The sequence below is a fragment of the Caballeronia humi genome (genome assembly GCF_001544475.1).
GTDB lineage: Bacteria > Pseudomonadota > Gammaproteobacteria > Burkholderiales > Burkholderiaceae > Caballeronia > Caballeronia humi.
Genome location: NZ_FCNW02000020.1, coordinates 57,797 through 78,159, shown reverse-complemented (window position 1 = coordinate 78,159; position 20,363 = coordinate 57,797). Strand labels below are relative to the sequence as shown.

Sequence of the window (20,363 nt, the reverse complement as noted above, 5' to 3'; positions counted from 1 at the left end):
ATGCTCGTTTATGCCCTGCGCCGCTTCGGTTCAGCCCTGATCACGGTCTGGCTGATGTCGGTCCTGATCTTCGTGCTGGTGCGCATGGTGGGCGACCCCGCCTATCTGCTGATGCCGCCCGAGGCGACCGAGGTGGACCGGCAGCTCTTTCGCGAGCAGCTTGGTCTCGCCGATCCCGTACCGCTGCAATATGCGCGCTTCCTCGGCGGCATTCTGCACGGTGACATGGGCAACTCGTTCCACTTCGGCGCGCCCGCGCTTTCGATGGCGCTCGGTCGATTGGGTTCCAGCCTCATGCTCGTGGGGATTTCACTCACGCTGGCGCTTGTGGTCGGGCTGTTGCTCGGCGTTGCGTCGGCGGTGCGGCGCGGTTCGTGGATCGATCGCGCGGGGTCGCTCTTCGCCGTGCTCGGGCAGGCCGCGCCGCCGTTTTTTGTCGCGCTGCTGCTGATCCGTCTTTTCTCCGTGCAATGGGGCTGGCTGCCGACTGGCGGGCACGGCACGTGGAAGCATCTGATCCTGCCCGTGACCGCGCTCGCGTGGTATTCGGCGGCGGGCATCGCGCGTCTCACGCGGGCGAACATGCTGACCGTGCTCGAGGCCGATTACATCCGCATGGCGCGCATCAAGGGGCTGCCCGAGCGCGTCGTGATCGGCACGCATGCGCTCAGGAACGCGGCGCTCCCCATCGTCGCATTCACGGCTTCGCAGTTCGGCGTGTTGATCGGCGGCGCAGTGGCAATCGAAACGGTGTTTTCGTGGCCCGGTTTCGGCAGCCTGATGGTCGAGGCCATCAGCACGCTCGACTTTACCGTCGTGCAGGCGGCCGTGATCGTGTCCGTGCTGCTGTTCGTTTCGATCAATCTCGCCGTCGATGTGCTCTATGCGCTCATCGATCCACGCATCCGGTATCGGTCATGAGCGTTCGCTTTCTCTCCTTCGACGGTGGGCACGCCGGGTCCCGCATGAGCGTGACGTTCATGTCCGGCGTGCTCGCTGCGATCGTCGCGGGATCTGCGTTCGCGCCCTGGCTGTCGAGCGTCGATCCCAACGCGATCGATCTGTCGGCCACGTTTCAGGCGCCCGGCTGGCATCACTGGTTCGGCACGGACCAGATGGGCCGCGACGTCTTCACGCGCACGCTCTTCGGTGGCCGCATATCCCTTTCGATCGCGTTCTGCGCCGTGCTGCTCGCGGGCTTCTTCGGCGCGCTGGCGGGTCTCCTGTCGGCGTATCTCGGCGGACGCTTCGATGCCACGCTGATGCGCATCGTCGATGCCCAGTATGCGCTGCCGCCAGTGTTCCTCGCGATGCTGATCGTCGGCATCTGCGGGCCGAGCATCACGAACATCGTCATCGTCGTGACGCTCGCGAACTGGGGACGCTTCGCGCGCATCATCCGCGCCGAGGCGCTCAGCCTGCGCGAGCGCGACTTCATCCTGATCGCGAAGCTGGCGGGCGCGTCGCCCCTATATGTCGCGTTGCGCCACCTGTTGCCCAACGTGCGCAATACCTTCGTCGTGCTGCTGACGCTCGACGTCGGCCTCGTGATTTTCATGGAAGCGGCGCTGAGCTTCGTCGGTCTCGGCGTGCAGCCGCCCGATCCTTCGTGGGGCGGCATGATCGCCGAGGGCCGCAATTATCTCGATACCGCGTGGTGGCTCTCCGCGCTGCCGGGTCTTGTGCTCATCGCTACCGTTTTGTGCAGCAACCGCATCGGCGAGTTCTTGCAGCGCGGCGATGGCGTCGACGGAGATTGGCGATGAATGGTCCGGTGCTGGAAATTGATGATCTCGTGGTCGAAGCACGGTCTTCCGACAAGCAAGTACGTATCGTGGACGGCGTGAGCTTTGCCGTACACGCGGGCCGCACGCTGGGTCTCGTCGGTGAGTCGGGTTCCGGCAAGAGCGTGACGTGCCTCTCTCTTTTGGGCCTGCCGCCGCGCGGCGTGAGCGTGACCGGGGGCCGCATCCTGTTTGACGGTTGCGACCTGCGCGGCAGGACGCCCGCCGAGCTGAATGCGTTGCGCGGCCGCGAGATCGGCATGATCCTGCAGGACCCGATGACCTCGCTCAATCCGCTTCTGACGATCGGACGGCAGATCACCGAAATGTTCCGCTATCGCGACGGCATCAAAAGCCGAGAAGAACGCGAGGCGCGCGCGATCGACCTGCTGCAGCAAGTGCGCATTCCCGCGCCCGAGAGCCGCCTGAACAGCTACCCGCATCAGTTCAGCGGCGGCATGCGTCAGCGCGTGGCGATCGCGATGAACCTCGCGTGCAATCCGCGCCTGCTGATCGCGGACGAGCCGACTACCGCGCTCGACATCACCGTGCGTCTGCAAATTCTCGATCTGCTGCGCGAAGTGCAGACCGAGCGCGGCACGGCGATCGTGCTCGTCACGCATGACCTGCATCTGGTGCGCCGCTATTGCGACGATGTCGCCGTGATGTACGCAGGGCGCATCGTGGAGCAAGGTCCGGTCGAACAAGTCTTCGCGCGCCCTCGGCATCCCTATACGAAGGGGCTGCTCGGCGCGGTGCCGCGTCTTTTCAGCGCGCAGCGCCGGCTGACGGTGATCCCGGGGCAGCCGCCGCTGCCTGGCAGCATCGCAGAAGGATGCCGCTTCGCGCCGCGCTGTCCACGCGCGCAAGCCGATTGCCTGAGCGCGTATCCCGCGACGCGCGATATCGATACGAATCGCACCGTCGCGTGCTGGCATCCGGAGCCAGAAGAGATGGCGCCGGAACCGCTTCTCGCGACGGAGGCTTCATGAGCACGGCGATCCGCGTGACGGACCTCGCTCGCACATTTCCCGTGCGCGGCGGCCTGTTCTCGCAGCCAAGGATGCTGCGCGCCGTGGAGAACGCGTCCTTCGCGTTGCCGAGCGGCGGCACGTTCGGGCTGGTCGGCGAATCGGGATCGGGTAAATCGACGCTCGCGAAAATCGTTCTCGGCGCAGATCAACCGACGCGCGGCGAAGTGCGCTTCGGCGATCGCGTATTCGGCAAAGAGACGCGCGATAGCGACAGGCGCTGGCGCCAGCGTGCCGTGCAGGCGGTGCTGCAGGACCCGTTCGGCTCGCTCGATCCGCAGATGAACATCGGCGATATCGTGCTCGAACCGTTGCGCATCCAGCGCCGTGGATTCGCCCGCGACGCGCTGGAAAAACGCCTCGACGAACTGCTCGCGCAAGTCGGCCTGCCCGCCGAATTCAAGCGCCGCCGCCCGGGCGAACTGAGCGGCGGCCAGCGTCAACGCGTCGCTATCGCGCGCGCGCTCGTGCTGGAGCCGGAGATCCTCGTGCTTGACGAGCCAGTCTCGGCACTCGACGTATCGATCCAGGCGCAAGTGCTCAACCTCCTGAAGGACCTTCAGGACGCGCTCGGTCTTTCCTATCTGCTGATCTCGCATGATCTGGCCGTCGTCGCGTTCATGAGCAGCCATATCGGCGTGCTCTATCTCGGGCGCTTCATGGAGCAAGGCACGCGCGAGGATATCGTCCAGCGCGCGGGCCATCCCTACACGCATGCGCTCATCGCCGCGTGCGAACCGGATGCGCTCGACGTTCAGGCGATCGGTGGCGAGATTCCGTCGCCGCTTGCACCGCCCGCCGGATGCGTCTTCCATACGCGCTGCCCTTGCGCGCGCGATGTCTGCCGCGAGGACGCTCCACCCGTGCACCGGCTCTCCGCGACGCACCACGTCACGTGCCACTTTCCCCTCACATCGAAGGCCTAAAGGATTTGCGCCATGTCGAAGGAAATCCGCATCAACGCGTTCCTGGCCTTCGCGCCGACGCATCTGTCGCCCGGACTATGGGCGCACCCGCAAGACCGCGCGCTCGACTACAACTCGCTGACACTCTGGACCGATCTGGCGCGCACGGCCGAACGCGGCGGCTATGACGCCCTCTTCTTCGCCGACGGCATCAGCCAGTACGACGTCTACGGCGGATCGAATGCGGCCGGCGTGCGCTGGGGCTTGCAGTTTCCGCGCCTCGATCCGCTCCTGCTGGTCTCTGCGATGGCGCAAGTCACCGAGCATCTCGGCTTCGCCGTCACGAGCAGCGTGAGCTACGAAGCGCCGTTCCTGTTCGCGCGGCGCATGTCTACGCTCGATCATCTGACGCGCGGACGCATCGGCTGGAACATCGTGACGAGTTTCGGGCAGAGCGGCTCGCGCGCGATCGGCCAGCAGGACGCGCGTCCGCACGACGAGCGCTACGACCTCGCCGATGAATACATGGAGATCGTCTATCGGCTATGGGAGGAAAGCTGGGAGGATGGCGCGGCCGTGCGCGACACGCAAGCGCGCGTGTTCGCGGACCCGCAACGCGTGCATGAGATCCGGCACGAGGGCAAGTTCTTCTCGATGCAGGGCACGCACTACGCCGAGCCTTCGCCACAGCGCACGCCTTTGCTGTATCAGGCGGGCACGTCGAATCGCGGCAAGGACTTCGCCGCGCGCCACGCCGAATGCGTATTCCTGAGCTCGCCCACCGCGCATCTCGTCGAACGCGATGTCGTCGAGATTCGCGAGCGTGCCGCGGCGCTCGGACGCGACCCGGCGAAGGTGCTGTTCTTCGCGCTCGCGACCGTGATCGTCGCGCCGACCTCGGAAGAAGCGCAGGCGAAATGGGAAGACATCCAGCGTCACGTGAGTCTCGAAGGCGCGCTCGCACTCTTCTCGCGCTGGAGCGGCATCGACCTGTCGAAGTACAGCCCCGATGATCCGCTGCGCTACGTGAAAAGCGAAGGCATGCAATCGGCGATCGAAGCGTTCACCGTCGCTGATCCTGAACGCGTGTGGACTATCGGCGAGCTGGCGATTTTCAATGCGATCGGTGGCAAGGGGCCCGTGTTCATCGGCTCGCCGACCGAAGTGGCCGACGCACTGGAGCGCTGGAAGTCGGAGACGGGTATCGACGGCTTCAATCTCAGTCACGCGCTGTTGCCCGGCACGCACGAGGATTTCGTCGATCTCGTCGTGCCCGAGTTGCGGCGTCGCGGAGTTTATAAACCCGCGTACCGCGCAGGCACGTTGCGAGAGAAGCTCTACGGCGAAGGCGCAGCGCACCTCACCGCGCCGCATCCCGCCGCCCTGCATCGCGCGGCTCATCAACCCACTGATTCGCGCGCCGCGCCCATCGAGGACGAAACTCATGCTTGATACCGCTTACGAGACCATCACCGTTCACCCGCTCACGCGCCATATCGGCGCGCAGATCGGCGGAATCGATCTGACGCGTCCGCTTTCCGCACAACAAGTAGCCGACGTACGCCGCGCGCTGCTCGCGCATCAGGTCATCTTCTTCCGCGACCAGCCGATCAGCCTCGATCAGCATCTTGCGCTCGGCCGCTACTTCGGCGCGCTGCACGTGCATCCGAACAGCCCCGGCCCCGACGGCTATCCGGAGATCCTGCAGATTCACAGCGATGCGACCACGAAACGCATCGCGGGCGATCGCTGGCATTCCGACGTCTCGTGCGACGAGGAACCGCCGCTCGGCAGCATCCTGCATCTGCATACCCTGCCCTCGCACGGCGGCGACACGCTCTTTTCCAGCTCGTATGCGGTGTACGAATCACTGTCGCCGGGCTTCAGGACTTATCTGGAAGGACTGACTGCCACGCACGACGGCGAGCCGACCTACCGGCAACGCAACCGTCTGCGCGGCATCGACGATGCGGGCAAGACGTTTCCCAAATCTTCGCATCCGGTGGTCCGTACGCATCCGGAGACCGGGCGCAAGGGCGTCTTCGTCAGCTCGAACTTCACGACCCATATCGACGGCGTGCCGGAAGCGGAAAGCGAAGGTATCCTTCGCCTGCTGTACGAACGCTTCGCCTCGCCCGAGTTTCAGGTGCGTTTCAAATGGGAGCCGCATTCGATCGCCTTCTGGGACAACCGCGCGGTCCAGCATCTCGCCGTGTGGGACTACTACCCGGAAGTGCGCTCGGGCTACCGCGTGACGATCAGCGGAGACAAGCCGTACCTATGACTTTCGCCGCATCGAATCCGAAGAAGGAGATCCGCGTCAACGCGTTTTCCCTGCATAGTTTGGTGCATCACTCGCCGGGCATGTGGCGGCATCCGCGCGACCGTTCGCTCGAGTACAACACGCTCGATTACTGGGTCGATCTCGCGAAGACGCTGGAACGCGGCCTGATCGACTCGCTCTTCATGGCCGACAGCATCGGCGTGAACGACGTGCACGGCGGCAACCTCGACACCGCGTTGCGTCATGGCGCGCAGGTGCCCAAACAGGACCCGCTCATGTCGCTCTCGGCGATGGCCTACGCCACGCGCGATCTCGGCTTGTGCGTGACGAGCAACGCCAATCACGAGCCGCCCTACGTGTTCGCGCGGCGCATGTCGACGCTCGATCATCTGACGCGCGGGCGCATCGGCTGGAATATCGTCACGGGGTTTGCCAGGAGCAGCGTGAAGGTGCTCGGCAAGGATCAAGTCGCCTCGCGCGACGAGCGCTACGACATCGCCGACGAATACATGGACGTCGTCTACAAGCTCTGGGAAAGCAGCTGGGAAGACGGCGCGAGCGTGCGCGACACGGCCACCGGCGTGTTCGCCGATCCCTCGAAGGTGCATCGCGTCGATCACGAGGGCAAGTACTTCAGGGTGCAGGGCATCCATATGACCGAGCCTTCGCCGCAGCGCACGCCGGTGCTGTTTCAAGCGGGATCGTCGGCTCGCGGGCAGCGCTTCGCGGGACGTCACGCGGAAGGCATCTACCTGAGCGGGCCGAGCAAGAAGGTGCTCACGCCCGTCGTCGCCGGAACGCGTGCCGAAGCGGTGAAGGCCGGGCGGGATGCGCGCGACATCCAGTTCTTCACGATGGCGACGATCATCACGGGCCGCACTACGCGCGAGGCGCGCGACAAATACGAGGACTATCGCCGCTACGTGACGCCGGAGGCGGCGCTCGCGATGTTCTCGGGCTGGACCGGCATCGACTTCTCGACCTACGACCCCGACGAACCGATCCGCTACATGCAACTCGACGCGGGCACCTCCTCGGCGCTGGAGGGCTTCACGCGGCTCGATCCCGAGCGCATCTGGACGGTGCGTGAACTCGCGCTGCACAACGCGATCGGCGGACGCGGACCGGTTTTCATCGGCGCGCCAAACGAAGTGGCTGATGCGCTCGAAGACTGGGTCGACGAGACCGATATTGACGGCTTCAACCTGAGCTATGCGGTCACGCCTGAAGCCTACGAGGACTTCGCCGAACTCATCGTCCCTGAGTTGCAGGCGCGCGGACGATACAAGACGCGCTATGCAACCGGCACCTTGCGCGAAAAGCTCGGCGGGCGCAGCGGCCTTCTGAACGAGCGCCACCCCGGCGCGGCCTTTCGCCGATAACCCTCCACACCCCTACGAAACACACCATGAGCATCTCCAGACAACTTTCCGATGCGCTCGCTGCCCTGCCCGCGCTGGCCGAAGAAATCGGCGTGGATGCCGCAGAACGCGAGATTCGCCGGGAACTGCCATTCACCGCCTTCGACGCGTTCCGGCGTTCCGGGCTCGGCGCGCTGCGCATTCCTGTCGAACGCGGCGGGCTCGGCGGCACGCTCGAAGATGCCATTCACGTGGTCACGACGCTGGCTGCTGCCGAATCGAACGTTGCGCACGCGCTGCGCGTACATTTCGACGTGGTCGAATCGATGCGTCTTGCGCCGCTTACGCCGTTTCACGACCGGCAAGTGCGCCGCATCGTCGAGGGTGCGCTGTTCGGTGGCGCGTCCGGCGAACAGGGCACGGCGCGGGCGGGCGAGATCGAAACCGTCCTGCGGCGTGAGGGCGATCATTTCCGCGTAACGGGCAAGAAGTACTACACGACAGGCACCGCTTACGCGGATTTCGTGCGCACGAACCTCGTGAACGAAGATGGCAAAGGCGTGACCGCGATCATCCCCGTGCGCGCCGAAGGACTCCAGGTGCTCGACGACTGGGACGGCATGGGCCAGCGCATGACGGCGAGCGGCAGCGTGGTCTTCGACAACGTCAGGGTCGATCCGAATGAAGTGATCGAGAAGGGCTATTCGTCGCTCGTCGGGCGGCATGGCGGCGCATATCGGCAACTGCATCTGGTGGCGGTGGCGGCGGGCATCGTGCGCAATGTCGTCGCCGATGCCCGCAAGTACGTGACGGCGCACGGCCGTCCGGTGCTGCACTCTACCGCGCCGACGGCCCGCGAGGACGTGTTCATTCAGCAGGTCGTGGGCGAACTGTCCGCGCTCAGTCATACGATCGACGTGCTCGTGCGCGACAACGCGCGCGTGCTCGGCGTTTCGTCCGATGCGATTCTGCATGGCGATCCGGCGGCGGACGAGCTCGTGCTGCAAGGGGCGCTCGCGACGGCGCGCACCCAGGTCGTCGTTGGCAAGCTGGCGCTGCAGGCGGGCGAGCGTCTCTTCGACGCGGGCGGCGCATCGGCGACGTCGCGAAAACATAACTTCGACCGGCACTGGCGCAATCTGCGCACGATCTTCAGTCACAACCCGCTGCATCACAAGGCAAAGGTCGTCGGCGACTATGTGCTCAATGGGGTGAAGACGCATTTGGTGGAAGGACGCACCTTCTAGGCGAATCCCGTTGCGCGCGCGGCATGGAAGACCCGCAGGCGGCACCGGTGACTGCTGCGTCGGATTTCGTGAAGCACGGCGACCCGCTTGACGGCGGACGACGCGTAAATCGCGTCTTCGTTGGATTCGCGTGCTCGTTCGCGCGGGTCTGAGTCGGCCCCGCTCACCTCGCTCTGAAACTCGCTGCCGGTGGGCATTGGCTGCACACTCAAGCGTTGAGCGACTCGATGGCCGCTGGCAAGGGAACCCGATTTAGATCAGCACCCAGCGGTCGCCGCCTCATCCCTGGCAGCGCCACGCCACGCATCGACATCAGGCGCGATGTCGGATGGACGACGATTTCGTCACCAGGGTTCGCAGTTCAAGCCTTGAAGGCCGTCCGAACTGTGTGTTATTGGCCCCTGCTCTTACCAGTGCGCGTTTTGTTGAATACATATCCCGAAAAGCTATCTCTAAGGTCCGGGTACTTTTCGATCATGGCTTCCGCGAGATCAGTCGATGGGCCGATACCCAGCCTGCGCAACGTGAGCTTTCCGCCCGGGCTCGACTTGTAAGTGCGCCTCCAATCCTCGCGTTGCTTCGGCGTTGCGCCCAGATACACCTCCCAGCCACGACGAACTTCATCGACGATACGGTTCTGGGCATGGACATCCTGGGCCGCGATTTGCAACGCCATACGGGACTCGGCCTGCGCCTTCGCTTCGGCCTCCCGCTGGTCGGTGAAGGCCAACCCTTGCTGGACTTGCACCATCTGACGCTCAGCATCCGAGACGATCCAGCCTTCTTTCAACGCCTTCATGAAAAAGCCCGCTGGGCTCTTTGACACCTTCCCCAGTTTCAGACTAAAGCGTGTACGCTCGACCGCCTGCTCCAGGCGCTCGTCGGAGTAGGTATCCCTGTCCGATGCGATCTGATTGAACTGTGCGCTGGATAGGCCGATCTCCCGCTTCAAGGTTTGATAGAGCGCCTGTGCCTGTTCGTGCGAATGCAGCAAGCGCTCAGCCATCTCCTTGCGCTCGACGCGGAACCGCATGCGCCCAATTTTGCGGGAGCCGGGTTCGTTTCGCGTCTCGTACGATAGCGAGAGGTCGGACACTTCGTTGATCTGGTCCACGGCGGGGGCGAGCCAATCCCGTTTGAAGTACTTGAATTCCAGCGCCTTCGCGCCCATCGATCCCTGCCACTCCCGGAGTTCATCCAGCGTGAACCAATCGGTCACGCCCTCGCTGGCGTAAGGAAGGAGGTGGTCGTACATCACGCGCGCATAGCTAAGGGTAAAGAGCGATGTTATGCGCAGGCTTAGCCAGTGAGACTTGCCAGGGCCGCGAATGATCCCGATGACGTCGGGTGGTACTCGGAATTGGAAACGCCCACCTACGTACGAGATGCGCCCGATCAATTGAACTGATCCGAACGGCTTGGACCCGTCGGCCTCGGGCTCTGCGGTAGCCTGAATGAGCGCCCGTTGCGCCTCTGTAATGACCTGTTCCAGGTGTGCGTTGTTCCGACTCGAATACCGCATGAGCCACTTGAAGTAATCCAACTCGACGTCGTACAGGTCGTGAACCTTTTCTTCCTGCGCGACGATAAAGTAGGCTGCGTCGATCAGGCGCCGAGCCGCCACGCCGAGGTCGACAATACGAATTAAGACATTCTTGCGGGCGAAACCGATGTCGGTTCGGGCAGCTTCTACAGGGAGGCCTTCAGCGCTCGCGTCGTCGAATAGGGCCAACGCCAGTTGCCTCGACGTGGCGACCTGCCCTGCTCTCGTCATCCCGCCTCCTAGACCCGCTACAGTTTTGTTTTGTTGAGCACGTACGGTACCCACCGCAAAGTGAGCTGTCAACACAGATCACCTCACCTTGATCCGGCCGCGACACAGAACACCTCACCTTAGTCGCTCTGGAATCACAATTCCCCTCACCTTTCCTGCCCAAACACCTCACTTCCAGCGCCAAATCACCTCACTTTCGCGTGGTAAACACATCACTTTTCTTCTCAATCAACATCACCTGCAACACAGAACACCTCACTTTTCAGCGATAACTATCTGATTTATATAGCAACATCGCTGCGCTGTTAGTGGTGGGTTGGTTTTTTTATTAGATAACAAACAACGGATTAGTAGTCATCCGAGTTTTGAGCATTGGAACCGGCGATGTGGAAAGCGAGGTAGCTCGCCGTTAAGATCCGTTTTCGTTGCTATGGATTGCCCGAAACTAACCTGCCACGGCGGTAAATATAGAGCGGGACGATCGTTCACTACGATTTCTATGGTGAGGTCTTTTGTGATGGAAGGTGGGCTTGGAGGGAGTTCGAACTGCCTGCTTGTTCCGCACAGCCTGCAAAACGCCACCTTCGACGGCGCGAGTATCCATGCAAGTAATTGATTGTAAAGGACTTTGGTGCGGGAGAGATGGACGCAATATCAGCGCACCATATCTGTTGGCTATTCTCTGGCTGGCCGAGTATTCTACGGTTTGGAGCAAAGTCTCACCAAAACCGTTGAAACAACGCTGAGTGTCGATAAATTGCCTCACCGTGCACACATAAAGGAAAACGCGAATGAACCTAAGTGAACTCCCCGGGATTAACCGAAGGGTGAAACTCTCAAACTTGGGAGAGTTCGCCGAACGCTTGTCGGTTATGACAAACGAACTTCGCGACCAGATCCTCGCACCGAGGCCCAGGAAGAATGCACCCGTCTTTACGATAGGCGAGCTATCGGAAATGTGTGGCCTAGACCGTCAAAAAATAAACTATCTGGCAACAAAGGAAGGCAGCGAGTTGCCACCCGGCGAAGCGCACGGGACCGGGCGCGCCCGGATTTTTTCTTTGAAAGACGCTCGAGCGTGGGTGCAACAAGTATCCGACATTTACCAGACTCCGCTCGTCACCGGCACGCGCGAGCACCGGGGTCGTGTTTTGATTACAGCCAATTTCAAAGGCGGGTCATGCAAGACGACAACGTCCATGTGTATTGGCCAAGGCTTGAGCCTGCGTGGTCGGAAAGTTCTGATGATCGACCTCGACCCGCAGGCATCGCTGTCGGAACTGTGTGGGTTGTACGCGGAGAAAGACGTGACGTGGGAGGATACCGTCCTGCCGTTCATTTACGATCCTGCGCTTGAGGGGGGGCTCGCATCAAAGGTGCAAAGCACTTATTGGGACGGGCTCGATGTTATTCCGGCCCATAATTATTTGCACGACGCCGAATTTCATCTTCCCACGGCGCAGAAGACGCAGGAGAACTTCGAGTTTTGGTCTGTGCTGCGCAAGGGCATCGAGCCGTTGCGCGCACAATATGACTACATCATCCTCGACACCGCGCCTTCGCTTTCTTATATGACGCTCAATGGTCTGATGGCGGCCGATTCAATGGTCATGCCGCTCGTCCCCGAGAGTCTCGATTTCATTTCGTCAGTATCGTTTTGGTCGTTGTTCGCGGAAGTGGCGAACGGCTTTGTCGAGCACGAGGTCGATAAAACTTACGACTTCGTTTCAGTGCTGCTCTCAAGAGTGGATTACGGGACGACTTCTTCGGCGCCGGTCGTTCGCTCCTGGTCCCAACGCGCCTATGGCGACTGGCTGCATACGATCGAGATTCCGGCGAGTTCCGTCATGAGCAACGGCGCCTTGGCGTTCTCGACAGTTTTCGACCTGTCGCGCGCGGAGACAGTGGCGAAAACCTTAGCGCGGGTGAAACAACCCATGGTCGACTACTGTAAGTGGATCGACGAACAATACGTTGCCCAATGGAGGGCCGGACAATGAGCAGCCTTCGCGACCGCATGATGAGCAAGACCGCTGAGGTACGAGCAGCGAAAGATATTCAGCTCGATCCGCAACAGGAGAAGTCTGTCAGTCCGCGAACGGCGCCTGGAATGGCTGCCGCCCTAGCGACTGCGCAACAGCGAATCGTACAACTCGAGAAAGCTGGCTCCGCGTCGGAGGCCATGGTCTCCGAGATCGTTCCGAATCCGTGGCAACCTCGACAGGTCTTTAACGATGCGAAGCTTGCGCAGCTTGCGGAGTCCATCCGCGAAGCCGGGCTCGTCCAGCCGATTGTGGTCCGCCGCGCTGGCGCGGTCTATCAAATTGTCGCCGGCGAGCGCCGCTGGCGTGCGCACAAGATGATCGGTAAAGACACTATTAAGACGTTGGTTGTTGATCTCTCCGATGAAGAGATGGCAATGCTCGCCCTCGTCGAGAATGTTGCTCGTGAAGATTTGTGCGATTACGAAATCTCGCGGTCGATCCGGCGGACTGAAAAGGAATTTCCGAATCGAAAGCGGATGGCGGAGGCGCTGGGAATTTCGCGCTCTGAACTCTATCGCTATCTGTCTTTTGGCGAACTCCCTGAATTCGTCGTTCAGGACTTGGACGTACAGCCGCGGCTGCTAGGCGCCACGGCTGCGGAGAGCGTTGTCTCTGCACTTCGCGGACAAAACGACGGTGCGCTTGGCACTGCAAGAGGCCTGTGGTCGCAAGTAGTGTCTGGCGATCTCGATCAGCTAAAGCTCGGAAAAGCGATCAAACACGCCTTGGCCGGGGACGGCAAGACCATCGCAGGCGTTAGTGATCGCAATATCGACAAGATATTTGCAGGGGGTGCCCACGCTGGTTCGATCACAAAAGACTCGGTTGGACTGACGGTCAAAATCAAGGCCGGAATGCTCACTGCGGATAAAGAAAAGCAGATTCGAGAACTGGTCGCGCGACTGTTTTCAGACGGTGAAGAATCTTGACTGCGGACGCGACGGTCTGATTCGAATGATCTCGCGCCAGCGGGTTCATCTGCGAGTGTCCCGAGTTGGGACACTTCATTCGTATTCCGCGCCTCGTTTGATGTAGTTGCCCAGAGTGTCCCGAGTTGGGACACTCTGGGCAACTAGTCATCCCGCGACGACATTCCATAGCGACGTGCGTAATCGCAGTCGACATCTCACGCGTAAGGCGTCAGCTGACGCAAAGTCAAATTAGTCAAGACGCGGTGTCCCGACCTTCAGCAAGAAATATCCGCCGCAACAGGCGAGTTCTCGATCCAATCGTTGGCATTTCCTGAGTAATTAAATCGACGTGCAACCGAGTGATGCTGATATAACGACACGTCTCAGCAAACCATCATTTTTCGGGCGCCGTTCAGTAGATGAGAGCAACGACCCGTTATTGATCGCTGCGTACGGCCTGTGCACCCCAGAGCGAATTTGAGCGCGTGGAGAGTCGCCGAACTGTGCCAGGAATGAAGAGAATCAAAAAAATAAATTCAGGTTATCTGGCCCAGCGGAGCAAGGGCGCCGACGCCCTAACGTGCGTCGCCCCTAGTCATCACCTTCAGGTTTCAAGTACATCAGACGGACGACGAATCTCGCCGCGCGTCTACCCTGCTGGTGGCTAGACGACAGGGTTCTCTCCACGTCCTGGAGTGGAGGTAACGCTCGGAGTTCGATCGGAAGCGAACGAAAAGCCGACATTTGGCGAGTATGCGGCGCCGCGCAAACAGGTCCGTCCAACTTCTCGAGTGGCCTTCGGACGTCTGCCTCCGCACCCCATTGCGATGGGTTATTACGACGCACTTGGGTGCGCCTACTTGAACGCGGTTGCATGACAGCCAAGTGAATAGCTTTGCGCAACGTGCTTTCCTCACTCATGGACTCGCATTGGCTATCCAGCCGCGGACCGAATCGATGAGTTGATTGGCCGCCCGCCGCCCCTCGCAGGGACGCGATGCTATGCGCACACGTAGTGTTTGTCCCGCAGCCGCTTCGGCACGCTGAGCAGGCTGATGGAACGCTGACTAGATGTCAGCCACCAAATACGAGTGGGGTCGACGCCGCGCAATCGGTACACCGACATGCAACGACGAGGGATGGCATCCGTGGAACATCATAAAGTTTTACATCAGTTAACAAAAATGTTTAAAATCAACAGTTTATACGACGATTCGCAAGTTGTTTCACGGTAAAAAGCTGTGTAGTGGCAAAGAATTCGTCATTAAAGAAGATGCGGCCCGTCTAGCCGATTTTTGCGCGGAAGCTGTAGGGCGCAACACACCTTCTGTAGCGTCCGATACGTTCCAACCTTTGCATCAAGATCGGCGAGCAATTCAAAACGCTTTCGAAAAGGTTGAGTCGCTCTGAATGCGCCGAGGCCGAATCATCAGATTGAGAGCGGGCACGCCGGGATCCCTCTCGCTGGAAAATGGGAATCGGCGGTGCCGACACATCGCCAGGCGGAACCTGCTTGAGGAAAAGCCTATTCATGCTAGTGCCGGGCCCTCCTTCGAACTCGTGGTCTCGATGCGCCATAAATCAATGCCCGTAATGGGAGACGTCGATTAGCTTCTTGACACGGTCTTGTTCATGAGCCAAGGAATCCAGGGAAGTCTGGTCGAGGCGCGTGACGCACGCTCTGCGAGGGCTGAGCACAGAGACGCGCAGTCAGGCCGAAGGTGCAAATCTTATTCCGAGTCGGTGTGGAAGTTCCCGTGCTGCTAATCAGCGCAACCGCCCACGCGGTCGGGCGAAATCAACATTTCTCTGCGTGGTCGCTTGTCGGAAAAAAGTATGAAAACAGATCGTCCGAAATCGGGACGTGATCCATTCGATTATCGTCCAGGCCGGCTCCTCAATCCCACGAAAACTGGCGGACGCCGCTAGTGAGGCTTCGAGCATTTCTGCTTCCGCTTGGAATGCCGAGCCTCAATCCAAAATAAACCGTGCGCAAGCGGGAATAGTCGTTCGCCAGATTGCCGACTTTTTGCTGAATATTGGCGCCAGGATAGAAGCGTCTCCAACACAGACAGCACCTTTCACCGTCTACAGCATAGATGGGCACTCGCAGGGAAGCAGAAGCATGCACAGCACAGTTTGGACAAGCGCAAGTGCAAGGTGGTCTGTCGAGTCGCTAAACACGATTCGTACGCTTTCGCGAAATCGTTGCATCCGAGGCGCTGTGTCATTTGCGAGCGACGTTCAGGCAATCGGCGAACAACTGACGGTCACCAGGTTCGGACGATTTCGCAAATCTTCAGAAGTCGGCGCCTGAAAACGGTCTCCGTAAAAGGCGCCGATTCGGGAATGCCATAGACGTGACGCATGTCGCCGCGTCGTTCGACGTTTTGTTGCTGCTTGTTCAAGGTATCTGTTGGACAGGCTATAGGGCTCAATTGGCTGATGAGCAAAATCGCCGGACGCTCATCCAAGAATCGATATACTGAATTTGTCCAGCTTAGTCAAAAAGTTAAAACCAACGCGGCACACAGATCCGTTTGTCGAGGGCGCTGTTGCCAATCCGGTGATCGTCGGTGGTGAATCCTCCCGAATGACAAAACGTGCGCCACCGCGACCCGATGTCCTAGCCGCGGTTTTCGGCAAAGGGAAGGGCGCTACTCAACGTTTCCGGTATAGCCGCTATGCGTTAGCTCCCTGCAGCCAGCCGCCGAAAGCGATGCCGCCGCGCACGCGGCGAAGGTGATTACACAAGGAGCGAGGGCTGCCTCCCATCGTCAGTGAATGTGACGGTGATGAATGTCGGGAAAATGCGCATGCGCGTGCGTAAGAGGCGCGTGTCGATGAGGGTGAGTGTGTGGCTCCCTTCCGTCCCATTCGAAGTCGTGAGTGTGCTGATGATGCTCGTCATGCCGATGTCGATGGTTGTGAGCAAGTGCCTCGTGGATGTGCGTATGCTCATGCCTCTCGCGAATGTGTAGCCAGATCCCCAGGCCCATGAGCGCTGCTGCAATACAGAAAGGCAGCGGCGGCCACTCGGGCCAGAGAACGAGAGATAGCCCCACGCCGAATATGGGTGCAACGGAAAAATATGCCCCGGTCCTCGCGGTACCGAGGTTTCGAAGCGCGACGACAAAGAGAACCAGGCTCACGCCATAGCCAGCAAAGCCGGTAAGCATGGCCGCCGCCGCTCTCCCGGCACTTGGGAGATGCGCACCGAGGAGCAACGCGATACACAGATTGACGCAGCCGGCGACAAGACCTTTCAGGCAGGCGATGACCATCGCGTCGTTCGCTGACACCTTTCGCGTCAGATTGTTGTCAACTGCCCACGCAAGGCAGGCTGCGACGATCAGCAGCGCTCCCGGCGAGACGCCAGCGTCGCCAGGCTGCCACGAAAGCACGATTCCACCGGTCACGATCGCGACCATCCCGAGGAATATCTGCACGTCGACATTCTCGCGGAACACCACCCAGGCGATCACCGCCGTCAATACGCCTTCGAGGTTCAGCAGAAGGGAACTGCTTGCCGCTGGCGTCGTACTCAGGCCGAGCATCAGCAGCGCGGGGCCGGCAACGCCGCCTGCGGCTATCGCGCCGATGAGCCAGGGTATTTCAGCCCTCTGGATACGACTTTCGTTTTGTTTCGCAGCCTCCGTTCGGCGTGTACGTCGAATGAGTATTGCGATGGCCAGTCCAAGGCCGCTGCCAAGATAGAACAAGCCCGCGACCATGAAAGCCGAGAGCGTTCCTAGCAGTGTTTTGGCGAGCGGCGTCGTCGCGCCGAATAGCGCGGCTGCGAGAAGAGCTGTAAAAGCAGCTTGGTGACGGCTATACATTGCGAGGAAGCTCCATATCGTTGGATCGCTTCGTTGGCCCTGTGCAGCAAATCGAGCGTCATTCAATAAGATACTGCCGCAAGCTTACGGAATACGATGCGTTCAAAAGCGTCAGAAGTTGACACGGTATCGTCCTGACCGCGCGACGTTGCACTTCCCATCCTTGCCTTGCCGGGTCGTTTCGCAGACCGGCGCTTGGCCCAAAGTTCCGAGGCAAGTCCGACGCCGCGCTCAGCCGGATCTCACCAAGCTTGGCCGAAGCCCGTTGCCGCCTGCAGTCTGGAAGCAGTGTCGGACAACGCGAGCGCTGTCATCGTCAATAATTGAACCGGAAGTGTTCTTACACTGCTCTCGTTTGAATTGCACTGCATTGAATGGAGTTGTTGATATGCCTGAAACGGTTTCCGATCTGCGTTCGTTTTCGTTCGTTCTTGCGGTACCAAACCTCGAGCGAAGTGCATCATACTTTCGTGACGCACTCGGCTTTCGCCTTGAGTGGCCCGAAGGATCTGGTTGGCAACTCGCGTCGAGGGGCGCTGTGCGCATCATGATGGGTCATTGCCCGGACGCAATGGCACCGTCTGCAACCGGAGATCACAGCTATTTTGGCTACGTCAAGGTAAACGACGCGGATGCACTTCACGACGAATTCGTGAGTCGTGGTGCCATCATCCTTCAACCTCCTGCCGACAAACCACATGGTATGCGAGAGTTTCTAGTCGGTACGCCTGATGGGCACCGGATGATGATCGGGCAGGAGCTCGCGCGACCGTAAATTTGAATCAGGAAAACATGCGACCATCGTTCAATCGAATATTGCTTTATGTGAAGGACGTGCAAACCACTTGTGCTTTCTACACGCGACACTTCGGGTTCCAATGCAAGCTCCAACCCGATGATCAAATAGCCGAGTTGATTTCACCGCATGGAGGCGTCATTCTCATGGTGCATAAGGCAGCGAAGAGCGTGAAGACGGGTCAAGTCACAGTCAAGCTTGTTTTCGACATCGAGGACATCGAGGCTTTCAAAGCCCAGTGCGCGACACAGGGTCTCGAGTTCGGTTCGTCCCGTCAAGCGGACGGTTATAGATTCGCCAATGCGAAGGACCCGGACGGCAACTCGATATCCATATCGAGCCGAAGCTTCGCGACTGGCTAATAGACGCCTTTCACGACCCAAAAACCTCGGAGACTTGCCACGGTTTGACCTGACGCGGTTATCCTGTGTGCAACAGATAGTGAGATTCGCGGCGCCCAGGACGTGCGCGCTTGCACCTGACGAAGTGAGACATCGGAGGACCTCGCATCATGTCAGAAACGACGGATGTGCTGATCATCGGAGCCGGCCCCGTCGGCATGCTGCTCGCGACTGAGTTGCGCCGCAGCGGCATCGATGCTCGCGTGATCGAGACACGCGCCGGCCGTGCGTTCTTCGTCAAGGCGCTGGGCGTCACGGCGCGCACACTCGAAGTCTTCGAGGACCTTGACATTGCACGCGAGGCGATTGATGCGGGCGTGTGGCTCACGGGCGCCGAGACGTTCCAGGACGGCGAGCCCGCCTTCCGTGTCGAAGTGCCGCGCGAAGGATTGCCGTATGGCGCGCTATCGCTCGCCCAGTACGAGACCGAACGCATTCTGGAAACGACGCTCGCGCGACACGGCGGACACGTGGAATACGGCTCGACCCTCGTGAGCTTCAGGGAAGACGTCGACGGCGTCAGTGCGCAACTGCAAGACGCCGCAGGCCAGACGCGTGAGCTGCGCTGCCGCTGGCTCGTCGGCTGCGACGGGGCGCGGAGCACTGTCCGGCGTCATCTGAACCTGGGCTTCGAAGGCGATCAGTTCCCGCAGACCTTCATGCTCGCCGATCTCGACGTCGACTGGAATCTGCCGCGCGGCCCGATGTATCGCTTCAACGTGATGGGCGCGAGTACGCAGGACGCTACTGCGCTCGCTGCATTGCCCGTGCGAGGATCGGTGCGCCGCTATCGTTTCTCGATGGTACTGCCGTCCGCCGACGCCACGCGGCTCGCGCAGATCACAGCGCCTGAATTCGACGAGATCCAGCGTATCGTGTTGCCCATTTTGCCGAAAGAAACGCGCTTGTCTTCGATGCGCTGGTCGTCGGTCTATCGGGTGAGTCATCGCATTGCGGAGGCGTATGCGCGCGGGCGCGTCTTTCTGGCGGGCGATGCCGCGCACATTCATCCACCCGTGGGCGGGCTCGGGATGAACACCGGCTTGCAGGATGCGCACAACCTCGCATGGAAACTGGCGCTCGCGGCGCGCGGCTTGGCGGGCGTTGGGCTTCTGGCGAGTTACGAGGCAGAGCGGCGCCCGGTCGGGCTGGATGTCGTCGAGTCGACTAGCCGCGCGCTCAACACGGTGCTCGCACACGGCGAGATCAAGCCCGCCATGCGCGAGACGCAACTGCTCGTCGGCTATCGCGACAGCCAGATCGTCACGGACACATGCCCGGAACTCGCGGCTGAATTGCCGGCGCCAGGCGATCGCGTACCGGAGGTCGGCGGCTTGCGGCAGGGTTTCGTCGGACACGCGCAACGCCTGCAAGCACACATCGGGCGAGGACGCCACGTACTCATCGGTTTCATCGATGAAGATGCGGACGGCGCGCGCGTCGCCGCATTCAGTGCTGCCGCCGAAGCGTTGCGCGCAGCCTTCGATACGGCGGCGGGCGCGGCGTTGATCGCCGGCGTGACCAAGTCATTTGGCGACAACGAGGATTTCCCCATCCTGACCGATTCCGCCGGCGAGTTCGCTACCGCTTTCGGCGCGCGCAACGGAATGATATGGGTCGTGAGGCCCGACGGTCACATCGGCTACCGGAGCGCGAACTGCTCGGTCCCGGAAATGATTCGCTGGCTCACGCAAGCGCTCGCGCGAGGCTGAAGGGCAACAAATCGACGCACACGTTGTTCGAGCAGTTCGCACGGCTCGCTCGTGCGAGCGATCGCGATGGATGTTCAGACGCGTTGCGCCATGAATAAGGATTGACGATCAGCGCGCTTGCGCATCCATCGAGTCTTGCGCAGCGTAACGCTGGTCGGATCGCGATCGTCAACGGAGGCACTGACGGCTTCATCCCGGAGCGTTCATGCAGGCCGTCAACAGGCCGCCCGCCAGCTTGACGAGCTCACGCTTTCGTCCAGTTCGGCCAGGGTC

General features: G+C 60.8%; 15 protein-coding genes. 13 read left to right on the top strand and 2 right to left on the bottom strand.

Translation table 11 applies throughout. The features are described 5' to 3' along the window. The 8 genes from AWB65_RS18960 to AWB65_RS18925 are packed head-to-tail and all read left to right on the top strand — an operon-like array spanning position 1 to position 8,612. Positions 1 to 921, top strand: a complete 921-nt coding sequence (locus AWB65_RS18960; RefSeq protein WP_087668599.1) for an ABC transporter permease — start codon at positions 1 to 3, stop codon at positions 919 to 921. Continuing rightward, positions 918 to 1,766 carry an ABC transporter permease gene (locus AWB65_RS18955; protein WP_087668598.1) on the top strand — a complete coding sequence of 283 codons (849 nt, stop codon included), beginning with the start codon at positions 918 to 920 and terminating at the stop codon, positions 1,764 to 1,766. Before AWB65_RS18960 ends, AWB65_RS18955 begins: the two co-directional genes overlap by 4 nt. Beyond that, positions 1,763 to 2,776 (top strand): ABC transporter ATP-binding protein, encoded by a 1,014-nt coding sequence (locus AWB65_RS18950; protein WP_087668597.1) that lies wholly within the window; start codon positions 1,763 to 1,765, stop codon positions 2,774 to 2,776. Before AWB65_RS18955 ends, AWB65_RS18950 begins: the two co-directional genes overlap by 4 nt. Continuing rightward, on the top strand, positions 2,773 to 3,741 hold the full coding sequence (locus tag AWB65_RS18945) for an oligopeptide/dipeptide ABC transporter ATP-binding protein (protein ID WP_087668596.1): 969 nt from the start codon (positions 2,773 to 2,775) through the stop codon (positions 3,739 to 3,741). Before AWB65_RS18950 ends, AWB65_RS18945 begins: the two co-directional genes overlap by 4 nt. A 12-nt stretch (positions 3,742 to 3,753) precedes the next feature. Next, positions 3,754 to 5,172: an LLM class flavin-dependent oxidoreductase gene (locus AWB65_RS18940; RefSeq protein WP_087668595.1), complete on the top strand. Its 1,419-nt coding sequence runs from the start codon at positions 3,754 to 3,756 to the stop codon at positions 5,170 to 5,172. After that, positions 5,165 to 6,004, top strand: a complete 840-nt coding sequence (locus tag AWB65_RS18935; protein WP_087668594.1) for a TauD/TfdA dioxygenase family protein — start codon at positions 5,165 to 5,167, stop codon at positions 6,002 to 6,004. The genes AWB65_RS18940 and AWB65_RS18935 overlap by 8 nt, the downstream gene beginning before the upstream one ends. Next, a complete protein-coding gene (locus tag AWB65_RS18930) occupies positions 6,001 to 7,386 on the top strand; it encodes an LLM class flavin-dependent oxidoreductase (RefSeq protein WP_087668593.1) in 1,386 nt (461 codons plus the stop codon). Before AWB65_RS18935 ends, AWB65_RS18930 begins: the two co-directional genes overlap by 4 nt. 26 nt (positions 7,387 to 7,412) lie before the next feature. Beyond that, a complete protein-coding gene (locus tag AWB65_RS18925) occupies positions 7,413 to 8,612 on the top strand; it encodes an acyl-CoA dehydrogenase family protein (protein WP_087668592.1) in 1,200 nt (399 codons plus the stop codon). 391 nt (positions 8,613 to 9,003) lie between these two features. On the opposite strand, the gene AWB65_RS18915 is transcribed toward AWB65_RS18925, so the two are convergent. Next, positions 9,004 to 10,386 (bottom strand): replication initiation protein, encoded by a 1,383-nt coding sequence (locus AWB65_RS18915; protein ID WP_087668590.1) that lies wholly within the window; start codon positions 10,384 to 10,386, stop codon positions 9,004 to 9,006. A 791-nt stretch (positions 10,387 to 11,177) separates the two neighbouring features. On the opposite strand from AWB65_RS18915, the gene AWB65_RS18910 reads away from it, so the two are divergent. Continuing rightward, entirely contained in the window at positions 11,178 to 12,386 is a 1,209-nt protein-coding gene (locus AWB65_RS18910; RefSeq protein ID WP_087668589.1) for a ParA family protein, read from the top strand. Continuing rightward, positions 12,383 to 13,360, top strand: coding sequence for a ParB/RepB/Spo0J family partition protein (locus AWB65_RS18905; protein ID WP_087668588.1), 978 nt, complete (start codon positions 12,383 to 12,385; stop codon positions 13,358 to 13,360). The genes AWB65_RS18910 and AWB65_RS18905 overlap by 4 nt, the downstream gene beginning before the upstream one ends. A gap of 2,759 nt (positions 13,361 to 16,119) precedes the next feature. Here the strand turns inward: AWB65_RS18905 and AWB65_RS18900 are convergent. After that, the gene (locus AWB65_RS18900) at positions 16,120 to 17,181 is read right to left on the bottom strand and encodes a DMT family transporter (protein ID WP_087668587.1); all 1,062 of its coding nucleotides are present in this window, start codon (positions 17,179 to 17,181) and stop codon (positions 16,120 to 16,122) included. A 388-nt stretch (positions 17,182 to 17,569) separates the two neighbouring features. Between AWB65_RS18900 and AWB65_RS18895 the strand changes: the two genes are divergently transcribed. The 3 genes from AWB65_RS18895 (at position 17,570) to AWB65_RS18885 (ending at position 20,090) form a co-directional block, all read left to right on the top strand. Beyond that, positions 17,570 to 17,956 (top strand): VOC family protein, encoded by a 387-nt coding sequence (locus tag AWB65_RS18895; RefSeq protein ID WP_087668586.1) that lies wholly within the window; start codon positions 17,570 to 17,572, stop codon positions 17,954 to 17,956. A 17-nt stretch (positions 17,957 to 17,973) separates the two neighbouring features. After that, positions 17,974 to 18,339, top strand: a complete 366-nt coding sequence (locus AWB65_RS18890) for a VOC family protein (RefSeq protein WP_087668621.1) — start codon at positions 17,974 to 17,976, stop codon at positions 18,337 to 18,339. A gap of 149 nt (positions 18,340 to 18,488) precedes the next feature. Continuing rightward, on the top strand, positions 18,489 to 20,090 hold the full coding sequence (locus tag AWB65_RS18885; RefSeq protein WP_087668585.1) for an FAD-dependent monooxygenase: 1,602 nt from the start codon (positions 18,489 to 18,491) through the stop codon (positions 20,088 to 20,090). Positions 20,091 to 20,363 lie beyond the last annotated feature (273 nt).

What these genes read in the sequence shown, in the direction of transcription:
- AWB65_RS18960 (WP_087668599.1), top strand. Translation starts at nt 1, where the DNA reads ATGCTCGTTTATGCCCTGCGCCGCTTCGGTTCAGCCCTGATCACGGTC.
- AWB65_RS18955 (WP_087668598.1), top strand. Translation starts at nt 918, where the DNA reads ATGAGCGTTCGCTTTCTCTCCTTCGACGGTGGGCACGCCGGGTCCCGC.
- AWB65_RS18950 (WP_087668597.1), top strand. Translation starts at nt 1,763, where the DNA reads ATGAATGGTCCGGTGCTGGAAATTGATGATCTCGTGGTCGAAGCACGG.
- AWB65_RS18945 (WP_087668596.1), top strand. Translation starts at nt 2,773, where the DNA reads ATGAGCACGGCGATCCGCGTGACGGACCTCGCTCGCACATTTCCCGTG.
- AWB65_RS18940 (WP_087668595.1), top strand. Translation starts at nt 3,754, where the DNA reads ATGTCGAAGGAAATCCGCATCAACGCGTTCCTGGCCTTCGCGCCGACG.
- AWB65_RS18935 (WP_087668594.1), top strand. Translation starts at nt 5,165, where the DNA reads ATGCTTGATACCGCTTACGAGACCATCACCGTTCACCCGCTCACGCGC.
- AWB65_RS18930 (WP_087668593.1), top strand. Translation starts at nt 6,001, where the DNA reads ATGACTTTCGCCGCATCGAATCCGAAGAAGGAGATCCGCGTCAACGCG.
- AWB65_RS18925 (WP_087668592.1), top strand. Translation starts at nt 7,413, where the DNA reads ATGAGCATCTCCAGACAACTTTCCGATGCGCTCGCTGCCCTGCCCGCG.
- AWB65_RS18915 (WP_087668590.1), bottom strand. Translation starts at nt 10,386, where the DNA reads ATGACGAGAGCAGGGCAGGTCGCCACGTCGAGGCAACTGGCGTTGGCC.
- AWB65_RS18910 (WP_087668589.1), top strand. Translation starts at nt 11,178, where the DNA reads ATGAACCTAAGTGAACTCCCCGGGATTAACCGAAGGGTGAAACTCTCA.
- AWB65_RS18905 (WP_087668588.1), top strand. Translation starts at nt 12,383, where the DNA reads ATGAGCAGCCTTCGCGACCGCATGATGAGCAAGACCGCTGAGGTACGA.
- AWB65_RS18900 (WP_087668587.1), bottom strand. Translation starts at nt 17,181, where the DNA reads ATGTATAGCCGTCACCAAGCTGCTTTTACAGCTCTTCTCGCAGCCGCG.
- AWB65_RS18895 (WP_087668586.1), top strand. Translation starts at nt 17,570, where the DNA reads ATGCCTGAAACGGTTTCCGATCTGCGTTCGTTTTCGTTCGTTCTTGCG.
- AWB65_RS18890 (WP_087668621.1), top strand. Translation starts at nt 17,974, where the DNA reads ATGCGACCATCGTTCAATCGAATATTGCTTTATGTGAAGGACGTGCAA.
- AWB65_RS18885 (WP_087668585.1), top strand. Translation starts at nt 18,489, where the DNA reads ATGTCAGAAACGACGGATGTGCTGATCATCGGAGCCGGCCCCGTCGGC.